The organism is Mesorhizobium sp., from assembly GCF_004963255.1.
In the GTDB taxonomy this organism is placed as follows: Bacteria; Pseudomonadota; Alphaproteobacteria; order Rhizobiales; family Rhizobiaceae; genus Mesorhizobium.
This window is the reverse complement of the sequence record NZ_SUGA01000053.1, coordinates 1-22086: the sequence shown is the minus strand read 5'-3', so window position 1 is coordinate 22086 and position 22086 is coordinate 1. Positions and strand designations below refer to the sequence as shown.

The 22086-nt window shown below is 59.3% G+C and carries 19 protein-coding genes and 2 pseudogenes; 9 read left to right on the top strand and 12 right to left on the bottom strand.

Annotated elements, in window-relative coordinates; genetic code table 11:
- Positions 1-154: 154 nt before the first annotated feature.
- The 9 genes and pseudogenes from E5X34_RS30665 to E5X34_RS30625 form a co-directional block, all read right to left on the bottom strand.
- Positions 155-241: pseudogene (locus tag E5X34_RS30665) on the bottom strand (helix-turn-helix domain-containing protein); the annotation flags it as partial.
- 691 nt (positions 242-932) lie between these two features.
- The gene (locus E5X34_RS30660; RefSeq protein ID WP_063169392.1) at positions 933-1649 is read right to left on the bottom strand and encodes an alpha/beta fold hydrolase; all 717 of its coding nucleotides are present in this window, start codon (positions 1647-1649) and stop codon (positions 933-935) included.
- Between the two features lie 255 nt (positions 1650-1904).
- Positions 1905-2204 carry a ferredoxin family protein gene (locus E5X34_RS30655; protein ID WP_024505235.1) on the bottom strand — a complete coding sequence of 100 codons (300 nt, stop codon included), beginning with the start codon at positions 2202-2204 and terminating at the stop codon, positions 1905-1907.
- Between the two features lie 12 nt (positions 2205-2216).
- On the bottom strand, positions 2217-3521 hold the full coding sequence (locus tag E5X34_RS30650) for an FAD-binding protein (RefSeq protein ID WP_063169391.1): 1305 nt from the start codon (positions 3519-3521) through the stop codon (positions 2217-2219).
- 10 nt (positions 3522-3531) lie between these two features.
- Positions 3532-4641 (bottom strand): electron transfer flavoprotein subunit alpha/FixB family protein, encoded by a 1110-nt coding sequence (locus E5X34_RS30645; protein ID WP_024505237.1) that lies wholly within the window; start codon positions 4639-4641, stop codon positions 3532-3534.
- 16 nt (positions 4642-4657) lie between these two features.
- Positions 4658-5509: an electron transfer flavoprotein subunit beta/FixA family protein gene (locus E5X34_RS30640; protein WP_063169390.1), complete on the bottom strand. Its 852-nt coding sequence runs from the start codon at positions 5507-5509 to the stop codon at positions 4658-4660.
- A gap of 188 nt (positions 5510-5697) precedes the next feature.
- Positions 5698-6075 (bottom strand): nitrogenase stabilizing/protective protein NifW, encoded by a 378-nt coding sequence (nifW, locus tag E5X34_RS30635; RefSeq protein WP_063169389.1) that lies wholly within the window; start codon positions 6073-6075, stop codon positions 5698-5700.
- Between the two features lie 179 nt (positions 6076-6254).
- Positions 6255-7466, bottom strand: coding sequence for a cysteine desulfurase NifS (nifS, locus tag E5X34_RS30630; RefSeq protein ID WP_063169388.1), 1212 nt, complete (start codon positions 7464-7466; stop codon positions 6255-6257).
- A 347-nt stretch (positions 7467-7813) separates the two neighbouring features.
- Entirely contained in the window at positions 7814-8134 is a 321-nt protein-coding gene (locus tag E5X34_RS30625; RefSeq protein ID WP_029356570.1) for an iron-sulfur cluster assembly accessory protein, read from the bottom strand.
- A gap of 210 nt (positions 8135-8344) precedes the next feature.
- On the opposite strand from E5X34_RS30625, the gene E5X34_RS30620 reads away from it, so the two are divergent.
- Positions 8345-8668 (top strand): hypothetical protein, encoded by a 324-nt coding sequence (locus tag E5X34_RS30620; protein ID WP_126066777.1) that lies wholly within the window; start codon positions 8345-8347, stop codon positions 8666-8668.
- 51 nt (positions 8669-8719) lie between these two features.
- Positions 8720-9856, top strand: a complete 1137-nt coding sequence (locus E5X34_RS30615; RefSeq protein WP_082826587.1) for a ChuX/HutX family heme-like substrate-binding protein — start codon at positions 8720-8722, stop codon at positions 9854-9856.
- A gap of 156 nt (positions 9857-10012) precedes the next feature.
- Here E5X34_RS30615 and E5X34_RS30610 read toward each other — a convergent pair whose 3' ends face one another.
- Complete coding sequence (locus E5X34_RS30610; protein ID WP_063169386.1) at positions 10013-11245, bottom strand: MFS transporter; 1233 nt, start codon at positions 11243-11245, stop codon at positions 10013-10015.
- 1487 nt (positions 11246-12732) lie between these two features.
- Here E5X34_RS30610 and E5X34_RS30605 point away from each other — a divergent pair.
- The 6 genes and pseudogenes from E5X34_RS30605 (at position 12733) to E5X34_RS30580 (ending at position 18343) form a co-directional block, all read left to right on the top strand.
- Positions 12733-13911 carry a cytochrome P450 gene (locus E5X34_RS30605; RefSeq protein ID WP_063169385.1) on the top strand — a complete coding sequence of 393 codons (1179 nt, stop codon included), beginning with the start codon at positions 12733-12735 and terminating at the stop codon, positions 13909-13911.
- Positions 13902-14063, top strand: a pseudogene (locus E5X34_RS30600) (ferredoxin); the annotation flags it as partial. The gene E5X34_RS30605 and the pseudogene E5X34_RS30600, both read left to right, overlap by 10 nt.
- A gap of 138 nt (positions 14064-14201) precedes the next feature.
- The gene (locus E5X34_RS30595) at positions 14202-14789 is read left to right on the top strand and encodes a nuclear transport factor 2 family protein (protein WP_050580531.1); all 588 of its coding nucleotides are present in this window, start codon (positions 14202-14204) and stop codon (positions 14787-14789) included.
- A 148-nt stretch (positions 14790-14937) separates the two neighbouring features.
- Positions 14938-16539, top strand: coding sequence for an SDR family oxidoreductase (locus E5X34_RS30590; RefSeq protein WP_063169384.1), 1602 nt, complete (start codon positions 14938-14940; stop codon positions 16537-16539).
- Between the two features lie 138 nt (positions 16540-16677).
- Positions 16678-17730, top strand: a complete 1053-nt coding sequence (locus E5X34_RS30585) for an LLM class flavin-dependent oxidoreductase (RefSeq protein WP_063169383.1) — start codon at positions 16678-16680, stop codon at positions 17728-17730.
- Positions 17717-18343, top strand: a complete 627-nt coding sequence (locus tag E5X34_RS30580; protein WP_063169382.1) for a nitrogen fixation protein NifQ — start codon at positions 17717-17719, stop codon at positions 18341-18343. Before E5X34_RS30585 ends, E5X34_RS30580 begins: the two co-directional genes overlap by 14 nt.
- On the opposite strand, the gene rpoN is transcribed toward E5X34_RS30580, so the two are convergent.
- Positions 18340-19773, bottom strand: coding sequence for an RNA polymerase factor sigma-54 (gene rpoN, locus E5X34_RS30575; RefSeq protein WP_063169381.1), 1434 nt, complete (start codon positions 19771-19773; stop codon positions 18340-18342). The two genes, E5X34_RS30580 and rpoN, sit on opposite strands and share 4 nt — an antisense overlap.
- 68 nt (positions 19774-19841) lie before the next feature.
- Positions 19842-20375, bottom strand: coding sequence for a peroxiredoxin (locus tag E5X34_RS30570; RefSeq protein WP_063169380.1), 534 nt, complete (start codon positions 20373-20375; stop codon positions 19842-19844).
- Between the two features lie 1047 nt (positions 20376-21422).
- Here E5X34_RS30570 and E5X34_RS32965 point away from each other — a divergent pair.
- Positions 21423-22022, top strand: a complete 600-nt coding sequence (locus tag E5X34_RS32965) for a hypothetical protein (protein ID WP_366664936.1) — start codon at positions 21423-21425, stop codon at positions 22020-22022.
- Positions 22023-22086 lie beyond the last annotated feature (64 nt).

Below are 22086 nucleotides of genomic sequence, written 5' to 3'. Positions count from 1 at the left end.
AATTTTGTCCTGCTTGCGACAGTGCAAGTCCAAATCCGTTCAGAAGCACGAAGCACTCCTTGTCGCGCACAGGGCGCGCAAGACCACTGGCCTGACGATTGGCTCATCAGGCTCTTAGAAGTTCCTTCACCTCGATACTATGCCGGCGTATCGCCTAGCCGACTTGTCGCAGCTTGAGGCCGAGAATTCGAGCCGCATTAGCCTGAACCCAGCCGGCCTTCTCCATTGTGTCGATCAGCCGTCACGCTTCGTCCGCCGCGGTCCCAGCCCCCGTCCGGCCGTATCGTTAGAATCGCAAGTGGCCATCTCGTGTTCAGGCGGGCGCCGATGCGCCGAACCGGCATCGTGCTGGCCCGTGAGAGCTCGTCGATGACATTGCCACGTTCCGAAAGATTGGTTCCTTCCAGAGGAGAACGCCAAGCACGCAGTTCTCCGGCTCGCGGACGTTGCCGGGGAAATAGCATTGCGAGATCAGCTCAACTGCCGACGGCGCAAAGCCATGGTTCTCCATATTTCAAGGGTAAGCGCTGTGTCCTTCCAGGAGGACCCGCGATCTGTGGGCCTGCCGATTCTGAGGTGGATCGGAGATCGGCTTGTGTCTGAACTTGAACTTACGATTGACCCTGAGCGGCAGCCTCGGCGTTTTCGAGGGTGATCAACGGCGCTGTTGGTCGGCGGCATTGGTCGATGGACGACAAGGCACGGAGTCATCTCCGAGACCCTGGAGCCGACGCGGTGATCTCGGAGGTTGCCCGGCGCTACGGGCTGCGGCCGCGGCGGAACGCTCGCAAGCTTGCGACGTCGGCAGGACAGGCCACTCCCGCCTAGTGGTTTCGGTGGCGCCACCGGAACGACCCGTTGGGCCTACATCCTTGCACCAGAGCTCAAGGCCACGGCCTGAGAATCGGCCGCCGCTCCCCCTACTTGGTTCCTCAGCCGACAGCGCTAAGAAGGAGAGCAACTTCCGTCGGCGCGAGGATCATTGCGTCGTGGCCAGTGGCGAGTTCCTGCCACGCCCAGCCATCCTGCTTCGCGACCCATTCTCGCGCTCCCGCCATCGGCGGGTGGAGTGGATTAGTGCAGACGACATAGGTTCGGGGTCTGCCGTTGCCGAGCGGGTGCTCGAGCTTAAGTCCGCTTTCGTAGGTGCCTGCCGGATGCGGTGTTATCCGGCGCCGCACCCAGTCCGTGAGCGAGTGTCCCTCGGGAGTGCCGAATGCTGTTGGCGGCGGAGTCGGCATGAAGATACCCCGTCCTTCCTCCGCAACCAATTTTCGACGGGCGGCGACGATGTCGGGGGGCATGGTGCTGAATACACTTTGACCGCTCTCGACGATGGCGCCGTCGAGATAAACGAGATGGCTGATATGGTCGGGTATCCGGTCGGCGGCGCCGGTGATGCTGATGCCGCCTAGACTGTGACCGACAAGGATCACATCGCTCAGCTCTTCCGTTACAATGTGGTTGACGATGTCGGTCACGAATGTGTCGGGCGTGATGTCCTTGCACAGCAAACGTGCGCGTTCGCCGACACCTGTCTGGGTAGGCGTGGTCACGTGGCATCCCATCTTGCGAAGATTGGCGGCGACGTCCCGCCAACACCATCCGCCATGCCAGGCACCATGCACTAGCACATACGTCTTTATCATGGATTGTGCCGTTCCATTTGCTCACCGGCCGTTGTGGCTGCCATCCGGCACGATGGCCGGACATTGTCCAAAGGGGCTCGACCACGTTACCGGTGGTAAGTCCGGCACAGGCGCCCCGTGGCCTGAGGATACCCCTACCAAGTCGAGGAAACTTGAATTGCGAAACCCAATATTCACTAGCTCTTTGCAAGTGGATGGAGAGGCTCATGGTGTGCCGCAGTTGCTCGCTGCCGGCATGCTCTTGGCACCGGCTGATCATCCGAACTTGAACAGGACACCAAAGCCGCCGCGCGGATAGTTCCACTCGATGTCGCCGCCTTTCTCGCACAATATCCGGCAGGTGCCGCATTCCATGCAGCCGTCGGCGGTGATCTCGACTTGACCCTTGTCATTCAACTCATAGCATTTCGCCGGACAGACGTAGGTCAACGCAAGCAAGTTCGCGCTTGGCTTGTCGTGCGGTCGCACTATGATATGGGGGCGGCCGGAATCGACCAGATAGCGGTTCTGGTAAAGTTTGTCCTCGACACGAACCTTCGTCACTGCGATCGTCATCTTGTACCCTCTTCAGCGCCATGCCAATGCCAGGCGGACCGCGTCGCTGACCAACCCCCAGCGCGAGCGCGCGTTGATGAAGGCGGCCGTGGTGTTCTTTTCCTTCTCGATCTTCGGCGTGCCGTCGACACGCATGAAGGTCTGAGCGGCATGCGACATCAACCGCGGATAGCTGTCAAAAAAGTTGCTGGAATTGGTGTGGAGTAAGGCTGGCATGTCCTTGTATTTCTTAAGATCCTTGATCACAAAGGAGTCATCCAGCATCGTCTTGTAGAGCGCAAGGTTCGCTTTGGTCATAGGACCGTTGCGGCTTTTGACTTTGATGATCGCCTCAGCCGCGACACGACCCGAGGTCATGGCAAGGTTCGAACCCTCACGGTGAATGGCATTGTTCAGTTGCGCTGCGTCGCCGACGATGACCCAACCGTCGCCGAATAGCTGCGGAATGGCCCTGTAACCACCTTCGGGGATAAGATGGGCGGCATATTCTTTCACCTCCGAGCCAGCGATCAGCGGCCGGATCGAAGGATGGTTTTTCATCGCATCCAGGAGGGCGGACGGGCTCTCCATCGTCGCGGCGAAATCCGAGACCAGGCAGCCGATGCCGAGTGAAATCGACTCCTTATTGGTGTAAAGGAAGCCGAGCCCGGCCATGCTGCGAGAGATCGTGCCCACGGCCTCGATTACGCAGCCTTCATCGCCCTTCACCCCGAACCGCTGGCCAATGACCTCTTCGGGCAAGAAATGCATTTCCTTGACGGCAATCGCCACGGTCTCCGGCTTCGGCATCTCGCGCAGGCCTGCGCGAGTGCCAAGCAATCCCGACACCCCTTCTGCGAGAACGACCACATTCGCGAAGACCACTCCGCCAGCCCGGTCTGTGCGGACGCCGATCACCTTGCCATTGCCATCACGGACGAGTTCCGTCGCGGTCGTCTCACACAGGACCGTCGCGCCAGCCTCGCGCACCTTGCGGGAAAACCATTTGTCGAACTGGGCGCGGATGATCGTGTAGCGGTTGGGTTTCGCCTCATTGAAGTCGTCCGACCGGTAATGAATTCCGGTGTGAGACGTGTCGTCCATCACCCAAAGTCGCTGTTCGACCAGGTGCCGCTCGAGGGGCGCATCATCCCGGAAGTCCGGGATGATCTTCTCCAGCATGTTCGCGTACATTATGGCACCCTGGACGTTCTTAGAGCCCGGATATTCCCCGCGCTCCAACTGCAGTACCTTCAGCCCCTGGCTTGCCAAAGTGTAAGCAGCTGCGTTTCCAGACATGCCGGCTCCGACCACAATGGCATCGAATTGTTCAATCATGTCCTCTCCCTCAACTCGCAAGCTTGTCTCGACTGTGCGGCGACAGCCGCCGGGTGAAGGCTTCCGTCAGTGCGGGCAGGAAGCGGATTGCATCCGTGACGATCCCGAGGTGGGCGAACTCGAAAATCGGCGCGTTCGGATCGGTGTTGATCGCGACGATGAGATCGGCCCCCTCGACCCCAACTCGGTGCTGGATGGCGCCGGAAATTCCGGCCGCGATGTAAAGCTTCGGTCGAATGGTCTTGCCAGTTTGTCCAATCTGTCGATCAGCCGGCATCCAGCCCTTCTGGACCAAGGGGCGCGAACAGCCATGCTCGGCGCCGATCGCTCGGGCAAGATTCTTCACAAGCTGAAGGTTCTCCGCCGCTCCGAGACCGAGGCCTCCCGCAACCACGACATCCGCATAGGCAAGATTTGCCATTGCCGACTGGTTATCCGGTAGGAAGCCGAGGACTTTGGTGACGATATCGTCCTCAACGAGCGACAGCTTGTGCCGCATGACACGCCCGACCGGCTTATCCACCCGTTGCGGCATAGGCATGACCCTTGGTCGCACCGTCGCCATTTGCGGCCGGTAATTTAGTGTATAGATCGTACACAACAATGAGCCACCAAAAGTCGGACGGGTCGCGGCGAGTGAACCGTCGGAATCTACATCAAGTTCGGTGCAGTCGGCCGTGAGCCCCGTCTGCAGGGTCGTCGCTACCGAGCCTGCAAGATCCCTGCCCAGTGTGGTCGCGCCGAGAAGGAGGATTTCGGGTTTATGGGTATTGACCAGATCCGTGAGCGCCTTGGCGAACGGCTCGTTCCGGTAGTCGGCGAGCGGCGGCGCATCGACGATGTAGACAAGATCCGCCCCGTAAGCGAAGGCCTCGGCAACAGCGTCCTCGACCATCTCGCCCGGCGGTCCCAGCACGACGCCCGCGAGCTGGACTTCAAGCTTGTCGGCTAATTTGCGGCCTTCGCCCAGCAGTTCGAATGATACAGGATGCACATTGCCGCGTTCGAGCTCGAGGAAGACCCACACGTGCCGGTAGTCTTTGAAACGGTCGGGAAGTTCTTTCTTTACACCGGCACGGCCGGGGGCAATGCGAGGGGTAGTTTGGCTTGCGGTCGACATTTTCTGCTCCTGGCCGTCACGTGCCGCTGTTGAAGGCCAGCTCATGTTCCAGCGCCGGCCGGCGGGTTAAGATATCGGCGATGAGTTCATCGGCTATGTCCTGCAAGCCCCTTTCCGCGGTGTCGATCTGCGCCGCCCTTTCTGCCCGTGCGGTGGGGGCGAAAACACGCTTGACGACTGTAGGCGAGCCACGCAGACCGCACCGGGTGAGATCGTCAATGCCGGCGTCGGCTGCAGTCCACTTCACGACTTGGCTGCGCGCCGCGCACAGAGCCTGCTGGAGCGAGCCCCGGCGGATTTCGTTGGTGTCTTCCAGCATGGTAATGAGGCAAGGGAGTCTGCTCTTCAGCAACTGGGTGCCGCCTTCGGCGCGACGAGCGACTTCGATCTCTCGCGTATCGAGATCGATGGAGGCAATCTTCGCGACATAGGTAAGTTGCGATAAATCTAGGCGCTTGGCTATGCCCGGTCCGACCTGGGCGGTATCGCCGTCAATCGTCTGCTTGCCGGTGAAGACGATGTCCGGCCTGCCGAAAGTCTCCCCAATTTTTGCGATTGCTTGCGAAAGAGCAAAGGAAGTCGCCAGCGTATCGGATCCGGCAAAATAGCGGTCCGTCAAGAGAACTGCTCGGTCAGCACCGTAACCGAGCGCCTTTCGCAGCGAGTCCTCCGCCATGGGCGGACCCATTGTGAGCACAGTAACCTCGCCACCATGAACGTCGCGCAGTTTGAGCGCTTCTTCGAGGGCGAACAGGTCGTAAGGATTGATGATGGTCGGAACACCCTGACGCATGATCGTGTTCGTCACCGGGTGCACGCGGATCTGTGCCGAATCCGGCACCTGCTTGATGCAGACTACGATATGCATTGGCGGTTTCTCTAAGCTCCCAGTCCGGATTCGTGCTTGGCGGTTCACCTCATTGCCTGCATCGTTCATGCCAAGTCGTCTTCCTGCCTCTATTCCAGAAGGTGGCTTCGTTTGCTTCCGAGGAGGCGTCATGAGGACTGGATTTGTCGACTTCTCGACATTGTCGCGTCGCAGCCGTGTCGGGCTCATTACTTTCCGAACCGCTTCAGTGCAGAGTCGAGCGGGACGAAGGCGCGGCCAGGTGCGGGACATATGTTTGGATCGTGGTCCCTTAGCACCTTGAACACACGTTGCGTGAGCGGCGAGGAAGTCGCGAAATCTTCGTAGGCGCGTTCCAGCTTGGCGCGCACCCGCGCGGCGATTACCTGGTTAGGCAGACCGGAGAAATCTTCTTCGGCAAGGTATTGGCCCACGCGCTTCATGATATGGAGCCGCGAGACATTCATCACTTTCGGGTCGTAGGAGACGTCAAGGCAGGCGAAGAAGTCCTCCGCGGCCGACAGGCCCTTCAGTCGCGCTAGGATATCGGTGCGATCGATCGGGCGGCTATCAGCGGAGCAGTTCATTGTATTCTCCCGGCGCGAAATTGTGGTGTCGATGCATTGGTGACATTGCTGACGGCGTGCCGACCTCTGGCACGGCGGCTGGGCAAGAGACTTGGCGATCTCAAGCTTTTCTGAAGTGGTGAAGGCGACCCCGAGTTTAACTGCTCTCCTTGCGCAGGGTCGTCACGTTGAGGAAGACCTCACGGCTCGTCGGCTATTGTGCCGCTCGGACCCGGGCCGGAATGAAGCTGTTCTGCACCTCGCCCGCACAGTCCAGCACTGGGAACGGCCCGTAGCTTCTCGGTGATCGCAGGCAGGACCTCAAGCACGCGGTCTACGTCATCTTCGCCGTTGTCACGCGACAAGGAGAAGCGGACTGCCCCACATGCCGCGTTCATAGCGATCAGAACATGGCTCGGTTCCAGTGAGCCAGAGGCACAGGCGGACCCGGCGGAACAGGCGATTCCCAGCCGGCTCAGGACAATTGGAATTGCATCGCCTTCGATACCTTCGAATCCAATGTTTGCAGTGTTTGGCAATCGCTCTTGCGGATCGCCGTTGATGGATGTGTTTGGGATGCGCTGGATGATCCCGTTCTCAAGGCGGTCGCGCAACCATTTTATTCGTTTTGTCTCGTCCATGAATTTCAAGGCGAGTTCGGCCGCCATGCCCAGTCCGACTATGCCGGGTGTGTTTTCAGTGCCTGCACGCCGGTCGCGCTCTTGGTGCCCACCCTTGATCATGGAGGAGAAGCGCACGCCACGTCTTACATAAAGCGCGCCTATCCCCTTTGGACCATGCAGCTTGTGGGCGGAGAGCGACAGCATGTCGATCGCGGTCGATTTCAGCTCAATCGGAAGCCTTCCGACCGCCTGCACTGCATCAGTGTGGAAAAGCGCGCCGACTTCCCTGGCTAGATCGGCAAGCTTAACCACGGGAAAGATCGTACCGGTCTCATTGTTCGCCCACATTATCGAGACGATTGCCACTTGTGGGGTGAGGGCGGTTCTGTAGGCGTCCAGGTCGAGCCGGCCGTAGTGATCGACTGGGATAATGTGCACCTTGACGCCGCGCGTCTTCTCAAGGTGCGCGCACAACTTCAGAACGGCCGGATGTTCAACCGCGGAAGTCACTATTTCCGTTCGGTCGGGCATCACCTCCAGCGCCGAAAGGATGGCTGTACTGTCGCTTTCAGTCCCGCCCGAGGTGAAGATGATCTCGTCCTCGAATCCCGCGCCGATGAGGGCTTGCAACTGTTGCCTCGCCTTTCTCACGGCTTCAGCAACCGATGCGCCATAGGCGTGCATGGACGAATGATTGCCAAATTGCTCCGTAAAGAAAGGCAACATCGCTCCAACGACTGCAGGATCAACCCGCGTCGTTGCGTTGTTGTCGAGATAGACAGGGTTCATGGGAGTGATCCTTCAACTGCTGAAATGATTCAAGGGTAGTCGGGCCATTGAACCTCTGGCGCATATCGTATCTGGTAAGGTGGGCGGCCGGGGGAGCGATGGCTTGGCTGACCGGTCGCTGTCGACATTGCCCTTTGGTGGCGGCATCCGCCGGGAATTCAGCTGTTTCGGGCAATTTTGTTTGCTTGCCCACGGCAACGATCGATGATCGCGATTTGGTGCATCACCGAACGCAATTGTTCCGGGCCGACAGTGCGTGTCGGCCGGTTCCAGAGCGCCGGCGGTTACCGGTTCGACGCAGTATTCCTTGGCGTCGCTATAGTCGAACATAGCCTGTTCCCTCGCAATCATTTGCAGGACTTGCCGCAGCCGCACGTCTCACGCGCATTGGGGTTATCGAAAACAAAGCCGGATGTTTCGAGCCCAGTGACGAAGTCCACGGTCATGCCGGCGGCATGGGGTTGGGAGCCTCTATCCATGAACACCTTGAGCCCATCTCGCTCGATGATCGCATCGCCCTCACGTGAGACGCTCTCCAGGCCCATTGAGTATTGGAAGCCGGCGCAGCCGCCGGCATGGACCATGATGCGAAATCCTTCCGCCGGCTCGCTGGCGCGGTAAAGAGCGGCCTTGATGGCGGCAACAGCGTTGTCGGTGAGCGTAATCATGGCTCGATTTCTCCTCGGTCCGGCGTTTTCGTGGATCATCTCGCATGGACCGTGCCAAAGGGAAGACGTGTCAAAAACCGTAGGACATCCCGACGTCTCTTATGCTCGATTGCTGGGGAGACGTCCGACAACCGACACTTACTGTCGGGTTTGTCGCGTCCGCGTCACAGGAAGGGCGCCTGAGTTCGCGATGCACTCACGCGTAAAGCAATGAACAGAGCCAAAGATGTTCAGAGCTTGCCGCGGAGCAACTGGCACGATTTTTGTGAAGCCTTCGTTGCGGCGGCAAAATTGCCGGCCGATTCACCTTTGGGTTGCCCTCGCAATCGAAGAACGAAGGAAAGCAATATGATCCATCAGACCCGCCTTGGTGGGAAAGCAGCACCGCCGGTGGTACCCGAATGCTCGATCGGCCGATTGGCGCCGACCACCCAACAATCGCTCGCTACCGGCGATTGGCCGCTGACCGCCCGGAGACAGGATTCGACTGGCATGTGCCTGACGATCGATCGCGTCCGCCGTGCACATCCCTGAGGCCCGTTTTTCGATCGATCGTCAAAAGAAGAACGGGGCAGGGGTAAAAACATGGATCAGCGCAAGAAGCGGTCGCCCAACGAAATCCGGCGTGCGTGGGAAGTCTGTCCGAACATTCCCGCGCGTGATTTCGCCGCCCAATTGGCCATTTCGGAAGCGGAACTGGTCGCGGCCCATTGCGGTTTCGGCGCGGCACGCATCGACCCGCGCGTCAATCACCTTCTGACGGGCCTCGAATTCGTGGGCGAAGTGACGGCGCTGACCCGCAATCAAGGTGCCGTGCACGAAAAGATTGGCGTCTTCAACAGAGTGATAACCGGCAACAATCACGCCATGGTCCTTGGTGACGAATTCGACCTTCGCGTCTTCCCGCAGGCTTGGAGGTATGGTTTCGCTGTTGAAAGGCGCCATCGCGGCGGAATCCAGCGCAGTTTGCAATTCTTCGACGCCGCCGGCGCAGCAGTGCATAAGGTGCATCTCAGGCCGGTCTCCAACCTTCATGCCTATCGAAAGCTGGTGGCCGAGCTCGTATCCGCCAACCAGGAGCCGACCATGTCGCTTAAGGCGAGAGTAGCCGACCTGGGCGCGAGGACTGCGGACTGGGCCGGCACGGTGGACGACCTACGCGAGTACTGGAGCCGGCTGACTGACGTCAACCTTCTAAAGACGCTCAAGCTCAGCCGCTGCCAGGCTTTGCGCATGGTCGGCCAGGATTACGCTTGGCTGCTCGACAATGCCGCAGTTGGCGCCGTGCTCCAGCGTGCGGCCGAAGACGAATTGCCGATCATGTGCTTCGTCGGCAACCGAGGTTCTATCCAGACCCATTCCGGCTTAATCAAGTCGGTCAAGCAGATCGGGCCGTGCATCCATGTGCTGGACGAAACGTTCCGGCTGCATCTCAGGACCCACCAAATCCGTGAGGTTTGGGCCGTGCGCAAGCCGACCAATGACAGTCACGTCACCTCGCTCGAAGCATATGGGTCCGACGGCAAGATCATCATCCAGTTGTTCGGTGCGCGCAAGGAAGGCGAACGCGAGCGCGACGACTGGCGGGTTCTGGCGGAAAACCTGCCTCGTTTCCCCGACAGCTACATGAGAAAAGACCGATCGTCGTCGGTGGGACGCCGGCGCCCATCTGCCTCCGCAGCCAGTAGCCGGGCATTGAAGCCGAGACCGGGGACACGATGACGCAATAAGCGCGCTGTATTATCGCAACGCGATGAGCAGGAAGCAATTTGGCGCTGCCCCATCGACCGCATGGTTACGACGAAGCCGCGGCCTTTGGGCCGAGCTCAGAGGTGACAATAGCGTGAACGCCGCCGACCGTCACTCCCCACCAGGCGGTCAGGTTTTGCGGTTCGGGCCGAGCAAAAATACTGTCAAGACAGCGAGGAACGTGGCAACCGCGCTGTAGACAAAGACACTGGCAATACCCGTGTGATCCACCAATAGGCCACCGCAAGTTGTGCCGGCTGCGATGGCCACTTGGAAGGTTATGACCATCAGTACACCAGCGCTCTCGGCCTGTTTCGGAGCGGCGCGTAGCACCATCCATGTCTGCAATCCGACCGGGACCGCGCCAAAAGCAAAGCCCCATACGGCAACTGCAATTGCCGAGGTCAAGGCCGATGCTCTCATGGTCAGGAGCGAGACAGCGGCTACGGCAATGAGCAGGGGCGGCAGGGCCGCGACCGCCTTGAGACTGTGTTTGGTGAGGAATGCGCCGGCTAAATTGCCGAAGACGCCGGCCGTGCCAAAAGCAAGGAACACGAGCGGGATTGACTTCTTGTCGAGCGCAGGAACGCTCTCGAGAAAGGCGCGGATGTAGGCGAAGCTGGCAAAATGGCCGGAAGCGACCAATAGCACGACTAGCACCGCAACCTTCATCGCCGGATTCTTCGCGACATCCAGCGGACTGCGGAATCTGCGCACTTCGATCGGAGGCAGTGGCGGAATGGTTACGAGTTGCACGAGCAGCGCAACGGCACTCACGATTGCGGCGACCTTGAACGAGGCTCGCCATCCCCAAATGTCACCGACATAAGCGCCGATTGGAGCCGCGCAGACGGAGGCGACAGAAACGCCGGTGAGGATGACCGACATGGCGCGCGGCATGAGGTGACTTGGAACCAGCCGCATCGCCAACGCTGCCGAAATTGACCAAAAACCACCAAGCGATATGCCAAGGACGACGCGTGCCGCCAGCAAAACCGGCAGCGACCCCGCAACCTCCGCCAGAACGTTCGACAGGATCAGCAGGAGCGTCATCGCCCAGATGACGACCCTGCGGTCCAGACGCTTTGTCACGATGGCGATTATCGGTGCCGAGATCGCCGCGACGATTGCGGCCGCTGTTAGCGCCTGTCCAGCCGTGCCCGTGGTGATACGGAGATCATGCGCGAGCGGTGTCAGAACGCTGGCGGGCAGAAACTCTGCCGTCACAAGCCCGAAGGTGCCGAAGGAAAGCGAAATGATGGCACCCCATGCAGGGCCAGAACGTTGATAGGGACTTTCTGGGTCAAGCCGATCTCGGTCGAACAAAGCCGCGTCCACTAAATCTGTCGCCGATTCGGTCATGAATGAGTTCTCCGGCTAGGAGCTGTTGCAGCAGGGGTGGCTACATCGCCGGGGATCAAAGCCGCGAGACCTTCCGGCGGCGGCCAGTCGGCATCAGTCGAGGCCTCGGAGCCCGACGCATCCGAGGCCTCATCGGAGGGCCGACGGACCCAACCGTCGACAATGCGGGAGAGTTCTCGGCGCGGTCGCATCGATCGCATTCGTCGAAGTGCGGTCTGTTCACTGCGAACCAAGCAAGCCGAACGCGGTGTCCTCGATCGAGGCCTTGATGGGGGGATGATCGACGATCTCTATATTGCTTTGAAGCAGGAAGTTCCGTCGCCATATGTGGTTATCCTGGCAGCCAGAATTGAGCGGTTGTCGCAAGCACCAAGGCGGTCGCAATGAGTGCAACGAGGCGGAAGTCTGATCGATGGCTGCGGTTCGATGGCCGCGCGATCGACAAAATTGAGGTGATGAGTTATCCCTTTTGAAGCCGTTGCTCCCAATTCTGGGATAAGGTAATTGCAGGCGGTCCCAGCAACGTCGGGCGGCCTTTTTGGTGATCGAATTCATGGGACGACACTCTCGGTCCGTGACGCATCTGCGAATGACTCCGCAAGTTCCGTGCCATCAACGACAAATCTGGCTCTGCTGAGCGGGTGGTGGAGGCACGAGCGTGGGCTATCCCAAGAGCTTGCCGCAAGGTTGTTCGAAGTTGAGGTGCCGGATAGACCGCAAATATGTCGGGCGGCCTGGGGTTGGCCAACACGAAGATGCGCAAGTTCAAAAGGACGAGCTGAACCCTTGCCGATATCCATCCGAGGCTGATCTGGAGAAGGTCAAGAACTGCGTCTTGAAGGCTTCCGCCGCACCGGCAAATGCTAAGCCAAGGTGCTGGGCAAGATGGACAGGGCCATCCAACCCGTCGACTGGACGCTCATTAATGGCGTCGGTGTGGCTCTGTAGCTGGCGAGAAAAACGCCCTGCTGAAAGACAAAAGCTCGTGTGGCCGGCTCTGAAGGACGGCCAATGAGGCATGCGAGGAGAGGCTATAGTCCATTCGTGTAGACTGATCTTGTCCTACGGAGGCGGCTAACCACCCCGCCAGACATCATCGAGGGGAGCGCCACTAGGCTCACCCCAAGTGTTGGTCGTTTCCACCTGGTGACCTCGGCCAAGTCACCAAGCCGCTTAGCGCAAGCTTTCGAACTGGATGCTCCCCGGGCACATGATCGGCTAGCGATCCCACCAGTTGAGTTGCTCCAAGTCGCTGTCTAGCATTCTACATTCTGTGTCCCACGCTGGACAAGAATGTTGCAATCCCGACCAGCAAGTCAGCGCAGGCGCCACCTGTTGCCCAGCAAACGGCAAGGATTATCGAAAGACGAATTCGGCACGGAGCTTGCACCGACGATTGCATGCAAATGCCGACAGCATCTCATGAACGGTCTCTCGATTCTGGCGCGGTTAAATCGCGGCCGGTTCCAGATCATGTCCCGCCCGAAATGGTGAGGGACTTCAACCTGTTTACGTCGCCCGGCATGTTGCCGACGGCTAACGGGGATCCGCATGCAGCGGTTGCTTGCGTTCATGCCGGGCCTCCGATCTTTTATTCAACCAGCAACACGCGCGACGGTCGGGGTACCTGGGTCATCACTCGCGCGAGCGACCAGCGCCGGGTGCTGCAGGACACCGAAACGTTTTCCAGCCATCGCAGCATCTTCGCCTCTGTGCTCGGCGAGAGCTGGCCGATGATCCCGCTTGAGCTCGATCCGCCATTCCACGGTGTTTTTCGCTCACTGCTCAATCCGCTGCTTTCGCCAAAGCGGGTAATGGCATTGGAGCCGGCTGTCCGGGAACGAGCGATCAAGCTGATCGACAGGATCGCCGCATCAGGCACGAGCTGCGACATCATGAAGGATTTTGCAGTTCCGTTCGCGGTCAATATCTTCCTTCGCTTTATTGGGCTTTCGGACAACGGACTAGAAACATTTGTCGGCTGGGCTAGAGATCTGCTCCACGGCGATAAGGAGCAACGACCACCCGCAGCCCGGACGATCGTGGCCTTCATCGACGAACTTGCCACCGAGCGCCGCAAGGAGCCGGTCGATGATTTCATGACCTTCATCGTGAAGGCAAAGGTCGAGGGTCGTCTGCTCAGTGACGAAGAAGTCCGTGGCATCGGCGTGCTTGTGTTCGTCGCGGGACTCGACACGGTCTCAGCAGCCATATGCTTCGACTTGGCCCATCTCGCGCGCAACCCCAAAGATCAGGAATTGCTACGAAGCGAACCTGACCGGATTGCCGTCGCTGCGGAAGAATTGCTGCGCGCCTATTCGACCATTCAGATGATCCGAGTGGCAACGAAGGATGTCGACTTCAAAGGCGCGCCGATCCGCAAGGGAGATTATGTTTCCTGTGCCACGATGATTGCCAATCGTGACCCGGCGGAATTCGAATGCCCGAATGAGATCGATCTGGCGCGCGAGGACAACCGGCACGCTGCCTTTGGCTATGGTCCCCATCGTTGTCTTGGCTCACACCTTGCCCGGCGGGAGATTGTCATTGGCCTGGAGGAGTGGCTGGCGCGCATCCCAGCCTTTCGGATCAAGACAGGGACTGAACCTATCACCTTCGGCGGCCATGTGTTCGGGATCGAGAATCTGATCCTGGAATGGTCCTGAAGTTTCAGCCAACGACATTGGAGTTCGCTATGCGTGTCGTCGTACATAAAGCCAGATGCCAGGGTCATGCGCGCTGCTGGGCGCGGGCGCCGAGAGTCTTCAAGCTTGATGACGCCGGCTACATCTTGCCCGGTGATATTGATGTTGCCGATGGGGAGCAACTGCTTGCCTCAAAAGGGGTACGAGCCTGCCCCGAACAAGCTCTGGAAGTTGACGAGCCCCCCGCTAACTCAGTTGTAGAGAGAGACACACGCAAAGTGCAGACTGGCATCGGGAAGGACAAAACAATCATACAATTCGCGACAGACCCTGTCGACCACGCGAAAATTACCGAACTGCGTGACCGAGAGGCGATCCGCAACTGCCTGTATCGGTACTGCCGCGGGATAGACCGCGCCGATGAGGCGGCGCTGCGTAGCGCATACTGGCCCGAAGCGTATGACAGGCACGGTCCCTATTGCGGACCGGCAGAGGACTTCATCCAATTTGCTCTCGGTCTGCCGGGGCACCGTAACATCCATCAAATCACGAACAGCCTGATCGACTTCATCAGTTCAGCAGAGGCCGCGGTCGAGAGCTATTTCACCGCGCTGCAACGCGGACCGGATACAGACCAAGAAATACGTCAGACGCTGCTTTGCGGCCGTTACTGCGATCTGTTTCAGAAGAGGCAGGACGAGTGGCGAATTGCGGAACGGACAGTCGTCTACGATTGGGTTGAGGAGCAAATCCCGCCAGCGATTCTTGAGGCAGATAGGTTCGGCCGGCGACAGCCGATTGGAGCACCACATCCAGACGATCCCATCTACCAGTTGCTCAAGGGTCACATCCCCACCGACCAAGATGGCGTCGAGGGTCCCCAACTGGGAGCTGCATAAGTGGGTAGGAATGGAGGATGAGCGCCCTACGGGAACGACATCTGTGTGGGGCCGCGACTGGCGGTCACTGCAACGATTTGGCTCGGCCCTTCATTCCGCCCAAGGTTGATGGGCTGAGATCACAAGCGGTCATCGTGGAGAAGCTCTCGTGAAACTGGCAGCACGCACCGTAATCATCACAGGCGCTGCGGGCGGGATCGGCCGTGCCCTGGTCGATATCCTTGCCGCGGACGGAGACACTGTAGTTGCGGTGGACCTTCCGGGCAGTGGTGTGGTTGAACTGGCTCGGGATCTCGGGTCGCCGCACGTCGGTCTGGAGTGCGATGTGTCGCGAGAGAAGGACATGCTCTCACTTTTCGGCCAGGTCGAAGCACGGTTCGCGCAAATCGATGTCCTCATCAACAATGCGGCGGTTGGACCCACGATGGATAGGATCATCGACACCGCTGTCGATACCTTCCGACGCGGCGTGACAGTGAACCTTATTGGGCCATTCGTTATGGCCCGGGAAGCGGCGCGGCGCATGAAGCCGGGCGGTGCGATCGTCAATGTGGCTTCGATGGCGGGCGTGGTCGGCAATCCCAGGCGCAACGCCTACGCAGCCTCGAAAGCTGGCGTGATCTCGTTGACAAAGTCCCTTGCATGCGAGTGGGCTATGCGAGGAATCCGCGTCACGGCGGTGGCGCCGGGCTCCGTCCGCACCCCAATGGTCACAGAACTGGCACGCGCTGGCAAAATGGACCTCGCGGCGATACGCCGCCGCGTGCCGATGGGGCGCTTGGCTCGCCCCGACGAGATCGCCAGGGTCGTGCGTTTTCTGAGCAGCACGCAGGCGCGCTACATCACCGGCTCGGTGCTGGCAGTCGACGGAGGCTGGATGTCATTCAACCAGCCGGGGGATGCTCACCCGCCGGTGGATGGTGCGCTCCAAGCCGAGCTCTCCTGTCCGGCCGAATGCACAGATGCGCGAATCGTGCTCGTCACCGGTGGCGCAAAAAGCATTGGCGCGGCCGTCGCTCGCCGCTTTGCCGCGAACGGCGACACCGTCGTGATTGCTGATAAAGATGGCACTGCAGCGGCAGAGCTGGCTACATCGCTCCCCGGCAAGCATCTGGCGAAATCGCTGGACGTGGCCGTCGAGAGCGATGTGGTGTCGATGTTCGAAGAACTGAGGGGACGCTTCGGGTATATCGATGTTCTGGTCAATAGTGCTGATACCGCCGACAGGATTGTGCCTGCGATCGAGCAACTGTCGAAACAGCTCGAACACGTCCTGGATGTCAACCTTACCGGCGCCTTCACCTGCGCGCGCGAAGCGATCAAGGCTATGCGCCCGGGCGGCGTGATCCTCAATCTCGGGTCGATCGACAGCTTTCTGCCGTTCGCGCCGCGCCATGCCTACGGCGCCTCCAAGGCGGGGATGGATATGCTGACCCGTTGCATGGCGGCCGAACTCGGGCCGGTCGGAATTCGGACAGCCACCGTCGCTCCTGGCCACATCCGCACGCCCGCACTTGCTCAGTTGGCCAAAGCCGGCCGCATCGACCTGACAGCAATCGGACGACGCATCCCCATGGGCAGGATGGGACGGCCAGAAGACGTCGCAGATGCATCGTTCTTCCTTGCTTCGTCTGACGCCTCATACATCAACGGCTCGATCCTCTACGTGGACGGCGGCTGGACCTCGTTCGGTGATGCGGGAAACGCCAGCGAGCTCTATGACGAATGTTTTGCGGAGGCCGCAGGTTAATTGCCAGGCCTTCGCAGGGCGACCGGCCGAGCATTATGAAGCCTCGGCTCCACGACGCACCTGAGGTGCTTGAGATCCAAGCATGCGCATGCCGAGCACATTCCCGGTCGGCTGACGTGTCTATAACGAGGAGAAATCATGGAATTTGCCACTTTCATTCTGGCCGCCCAGCGTGGCTATCACCAATCCTCAGAAAGCGTCATCCGCAACTCCATCGAACAGGCCGTCGCTTCGGAGCAGGCTGGGTTCAACACCGCGTGGTTTGCTGAGCACCACTTCAACAATTACAGCCTCATACCATCCCCGCTGATGATGGTGGCGCACTGCGGCGGCTTGACAAGCACGATTCGCCTGGGCACTGCCGTCTGCGTGCTGCCGCTTTACCAACCGCAGCGCCTGCTGTCCGAGATCGGCTTCGCCGACATCGTTGCGAACGGCCGTCTCGAGCTCGGCGTAGGCTTGGGATACCAGCAGTTCGAGTTCGAACGGTTCGGCGTGGACATCGATGAGGCGCCGGCCGTCTTTTCGGAATACCTGGACATCATTCTCAAGGGCCTCAACCAAAACGTCTTCGAACACGACGGCCAGTATGAGAAGATCCCCCCAACAGCGATTTCGGTCCGCACAGTCCAGCAGCCGACGCCGCCTATCTGGATCGCTGGCGGAGCCGCACGGATGGCTCGGGCCTACCGCGAGGGGCACAATTTTTTTGTCACAGCCTTCCACGACGGCTTAGAGACTTTGACCACACTGCGTGAATCAGTCGAGAGGGCGGCGGCATCCGAGGAAAAGAACGTCACCGACGTCAAGATATCGCTGCTGCGCTGCTGCTATGCCAGCCACGACGAGTTGGAGATCAACAGCTATCTCGACAATGCCCGCTTCCAGCGCCGGCTTTCTGAAGCCCTGCATCAGCGTCGCCAACAGAGCCACGATGGCTACCTGCTGCAGGAGACACCGACCCAGCAGGATCTGTCCTTCGAGACCATGCGCAAAAATTTGCCGATTGGCAGCGTAAATCGCGTGATTGATCGCCTGCTGGAAGAGATCGATATCTTGAAACCGGACCAGATCGCAGTTCAGACTCAATTGGGCGACTTCGACCAAAAGACGATGCTGCGCCAGATCGAGCTCTGGGGCGACAAGATCATCCCTGCGGTCAACAAGGCGCTTTGTCATGCCGGAAGCTGAAGCCGGCCGTTACGATGATGGCTGCCTATCCAGCGCGCAATGGCGTGGGTCCGAGCTAGGGAGGAGCTTCGATCAGCATGTGCTGCCCTGCGTACATTCACGTTCGCTTGAGGAGGTCCAGGCGGGCGAGGTGTTGGCGACGGAGGGGACAGGCCTTTCGTCTGTCGAATTGCGTGATGTCTTGGCCGCAACTTTCCCGTCTACCTCCAGCAGCGTATTCGCTTTGGAGGAGTTGAGCGAGCCCGAGCCGGAACTGGAAGAGGAACTGCTACGCCGGCTGCTGCTAGCGCATGCTGCGCCGGCCGACCCGGCGAGCGCCCGCTTGGCCAAGATCATCGCCCGGCGTGCGATGCGCATGGACCATCTTTGGCGGGATCTTGGCCTCTCAAATCGCGCTGAGCTCAGCCGCCTGCTTGCCAGACATTTTCCCGCGCTGGCGGCAGGCAACACAGAAAACATGAAATGGAAAAAGTACTTTTACCGCAAGCTGTGTGAGGCCGAAGGCTTTTCGTCATGCACAGCACCCAGTTGCGGGGAATGCCATGACTTCGAAAGCTGCTTCGGCCCGGAGGAAGTTGAGAGTCGCCTCTCGCCGACCACGAATGTCGGTTAGTCACTTCGCTTGATCGCAGCTGCGGACAAACGCTTATCGCGGCGCCGTCGTATGGAGGAAGGGATGTTCATCGCCTCGCGATATTTGGTGACGGTACGGCGAGCGACATCGATGCCGGTCTCCTTGAGTTGAGCAACGATGTCTTCGTCGGAATGTACCTTGTCGAGCGATTCTTCGGCTATGATTGCCTTGATCCGATGGCAGACAGCTTTGGCGGAGTGCGCATCGCCGCCCTCGCAGGATGCGATTGGCGCAGCGAAAAAATACTTCAGCTCGAACACCCCGCGCGGAGTCAACATGTACCTGTTCGAAGTCACCCGGCTTACCGTCGACTCGTGCATGCCGATCTCGTCAGCGACATTTTTGAGACAGAGAGGCCGCAGATGGGCGGCGCCGTGTGTAAAAAAGGCATCCTGCTGGCGCACGATTTCGGTCGCAACCTTAAGGATCGTCTTAGCGCGCTGCTTGAGACTGCTGATCAGCCAGTTCCCTTTTTCCTGGCAATTGTCGAGAAACGCTTTGCCTTCCGGATTTTGCTTGGTCAGCTGCGAGATTTCGGCGACATAGGTGTGGTTGATCAACACTTTGGGCAGCGTGGCCGGATCAAGCTCCACCCGCCATCCACCTTCGGACTTGGGCATTACCCAGACGTCCGGTACGATGGTTTCCGGCGTCCCGGACTGGAACCGGTCTCCAGGCTTGGGATCGAGCGCGCGGATTTCGTTCCTCATGTCGAGGAGATCCTCCTCGTCGACTCCGCAACGCTGCTTCAATCCCTGAAAATCCCCCCGTGCAAGCATCTCGAGATTGGCGACCAAAGCTGCCATAGCCGGGTCGAACCGGTCTTGCTGGCGCAGCTGAATCTCCAGGCATTCGCTGAGAGTTCGCGCAAAAATGCCCGGCGGATCAAATTGCTGCAAGATTCCGATGACCCGTTCCACATCAGCTTGCCGAACGTTTAACGTCCTGGCCAGATCGAAAAGGTTTACCTGAAGATAGCCAGTGTCCTCCAGATGAGCGGCGAGCTGTCCGGCAATCAGCCGCTCCTGGGGGGTGAACGGGTTGAGGGCGACCTGGCGGGCGACATGGTCGTGCAATGTTTCGGTGTGGGCGGTAAACTCCTCGACGGCAGGTCGATCGTTGCCGCTACTGCGTTGCGACTTCCATTGCCCGCGCCCGCCAGACGGCCCGCCAATGGGCGATTCGCCGATTTCGCTTCTGCTTTGACTGCTCCGCTGATCCACCCCTGGCAGCGGCGAATCGTCGTCAAACGGGTCAGGCTTCAAAACGGGGTTCTTCTCGAGTGCCTGCTGCACGAGCTGATGGAGTTCAGTATGCGTCAATCGCAGCAAGCGAATAGCTTCAATGGCTTGAGGCGATAAGACCATACGTTGCTTCTGGCGTTGAAGCAGGCTTGCTGAGAGATGCATGTTGAACCGTGATCTGCCGAGGAGGCTCTAGTGTGTGCTTGGGTTGTGTGAGACTTTCCACTTCTGGGTCATGCCGCCGCCTTCAATTTGTCGAGAACGTTTTGCGGGGATGAAACGCCATAGGGGTCCGTCTCGCAGTTGTCACAGAAGCCTTCCTCCTCGAACCACTGCTCCACCACGCCATCGTCGATCAGAGCGGCGTATCGCCAGGAGCGCATGCCAAAGCCCAGATTGTCCTTCGCGACCAGCATGCCCATTTTGCGCGTGAACTCGCCCGACCCGTCTGGGATCAGCTCGATCTTCTGCAGCCCCAAGGACTTTCCCCACGCATTCATGACGAAAGCATCGTTGACCGAGACGCAGTAGATCGCGTCAATTCGCAGTTCCAGAAATTGATCATAGAGTTTTTCGAAATCGGGCAGTTGGAAGGTCGAGCAGGTCGGGGTGAAGGCGCCAGGCAGCGAGAACAGGATGATGCGCTTGCCCCCGAAATAATCGTCGGAGGTCTTGTTCTCCCACTGATAAGGATTTGGCCCCCCGATCGACTCATCGCGAACACGCGTGCGAAAGGTCACGAGAGGAACGTTCTTTCTATAGGTCATTGATTTGCTTCCAGGCCAAAGTGGTACGGTGCATTTTTCGGTTAAACTGAAGCGGCATCGACTTCGGTCGACAGTTCCGGCAGCCTCGCGCCTTGGCGTGGTTGCCTCGGACCGGTCTTGTGCAAGACCGCCCCCGAGCAGGCACGTTTAACGGCGACGAGCTTCCGCGGAGACGGGGAATTTTGCTCGCGTGCTTTATCGAGCTTTGAGAGGTAGGCATGGTCTGCAACCGTGATTTTGACTGCGTTCTATCGACCGAGTCGCAAGCGCCATGCCAATTGACCCGATGCCTTGGGTTCACTTCGGTTTTTGCAGCAACTTTCGTGTTGTGCAGTAATGCCGGTCGATATTATTGCTCAAGCAGCACTGGAAATTGGGTGCGACTCCGTTCGGCAAACCCGGCCTTTGTCCGAAGCCGGACACGAATGTCGGAAATAGCCAAACGCCAGGATCTGGGGCGGGTTAAGAAACGTTGCCGTGGGCACCGGCTTCAGCACAATTGCGCCACGCGAGCATGGCTCCCAGCGTCAATGCCGTGCAGCAGCGAGACGAAGTCACTGCAGAATATCAACCTCTGCGAAGTCGTTGAAACCCAGCATGTGCGAGCCGTTCGAGGCGCAGATCAAGGCATGCTCGAGGAAGAGCTCGTGCTCTCGGCAGCAAGTGTTGCGACGTCTGACAAGGATCGTCGCGCTTCAAGGAAAAGAACCTGAATGGTGCACGGCTTGTGAAGGCCGGCGCATGGAAATGGCTGGGCTGATCATCCTCCATGAGGGTTGAATGAAGAGCTGGCCCCTATCTCCCTCAGCTGCAACGGGGGGAGATAGGGCATGTCCGTCTATCGCGCTGGGTAACATTCCTCGGTGATGCAATAAGGGGGAGCAATTTCTCATTTCGGCAGACACGACCCAGCTCTCCTTTCATGCGCTGATTCCCCCAGGGGAAATCGCGACTCCAGGCTTCCTATGCAGCGAATCGCGGTGCTGTCCGATGTCCGACAATGTCGGATGCGGATCGTAGCTGGGCTAGATCCGTCACTTTGCCTCGATGGTTTCCCACTGGCCTTATATCTGCTTCGCCCAAATGCGGCGACATAACCTGTGCGGCATCTGTGAATGGATCGACTTCAATCGAGACCTCGGAGGTCCCGATGCGCGAAGGGAGCTTGCCGATATGACGGCCACCATAGCGAACCACGGTCCGGACGACGAGGGGACTTGGATCGGCGGGCCTGCGGCGCTGGGACACCACCGCCTGGCAATCATCGATATCCAGGGCGGCCGCCAGCCGAGGATGCTCCAGGGGGATGGCCGACCTGACTTGGTGCTCGTCTACACGGGTGAGACTTACAACTACCGCGAGCTGCGTCAACAGCTGGCCGGCCTAGTCCATCGCATGAACACGAGCAGTGACAGCTGCACCGCCCCCGCGAGTAGGGCTCTTCGGCGGGTACACTTTTTTCACGAAATCCGTGAATGTTTCTCGCGACATCATCCCGCAATCGGTGGTGCAGCGGGTGAAGAGCCCGTATCCGGCTATCCAGAATGCCGCCTACGACAAAATACTACGTACGCGGTTCACTGTGATGCTGGACGACCTAGTTGTGGAGCTTCAACAGGTTGTCCTCGATCAGGGCGAGGCGACTGATAGGCGCCAGTGCTTGAGGCCGAGATCGCGGCAGGCCTTGGCGAAGGCCTTTGATCTGTAGCAG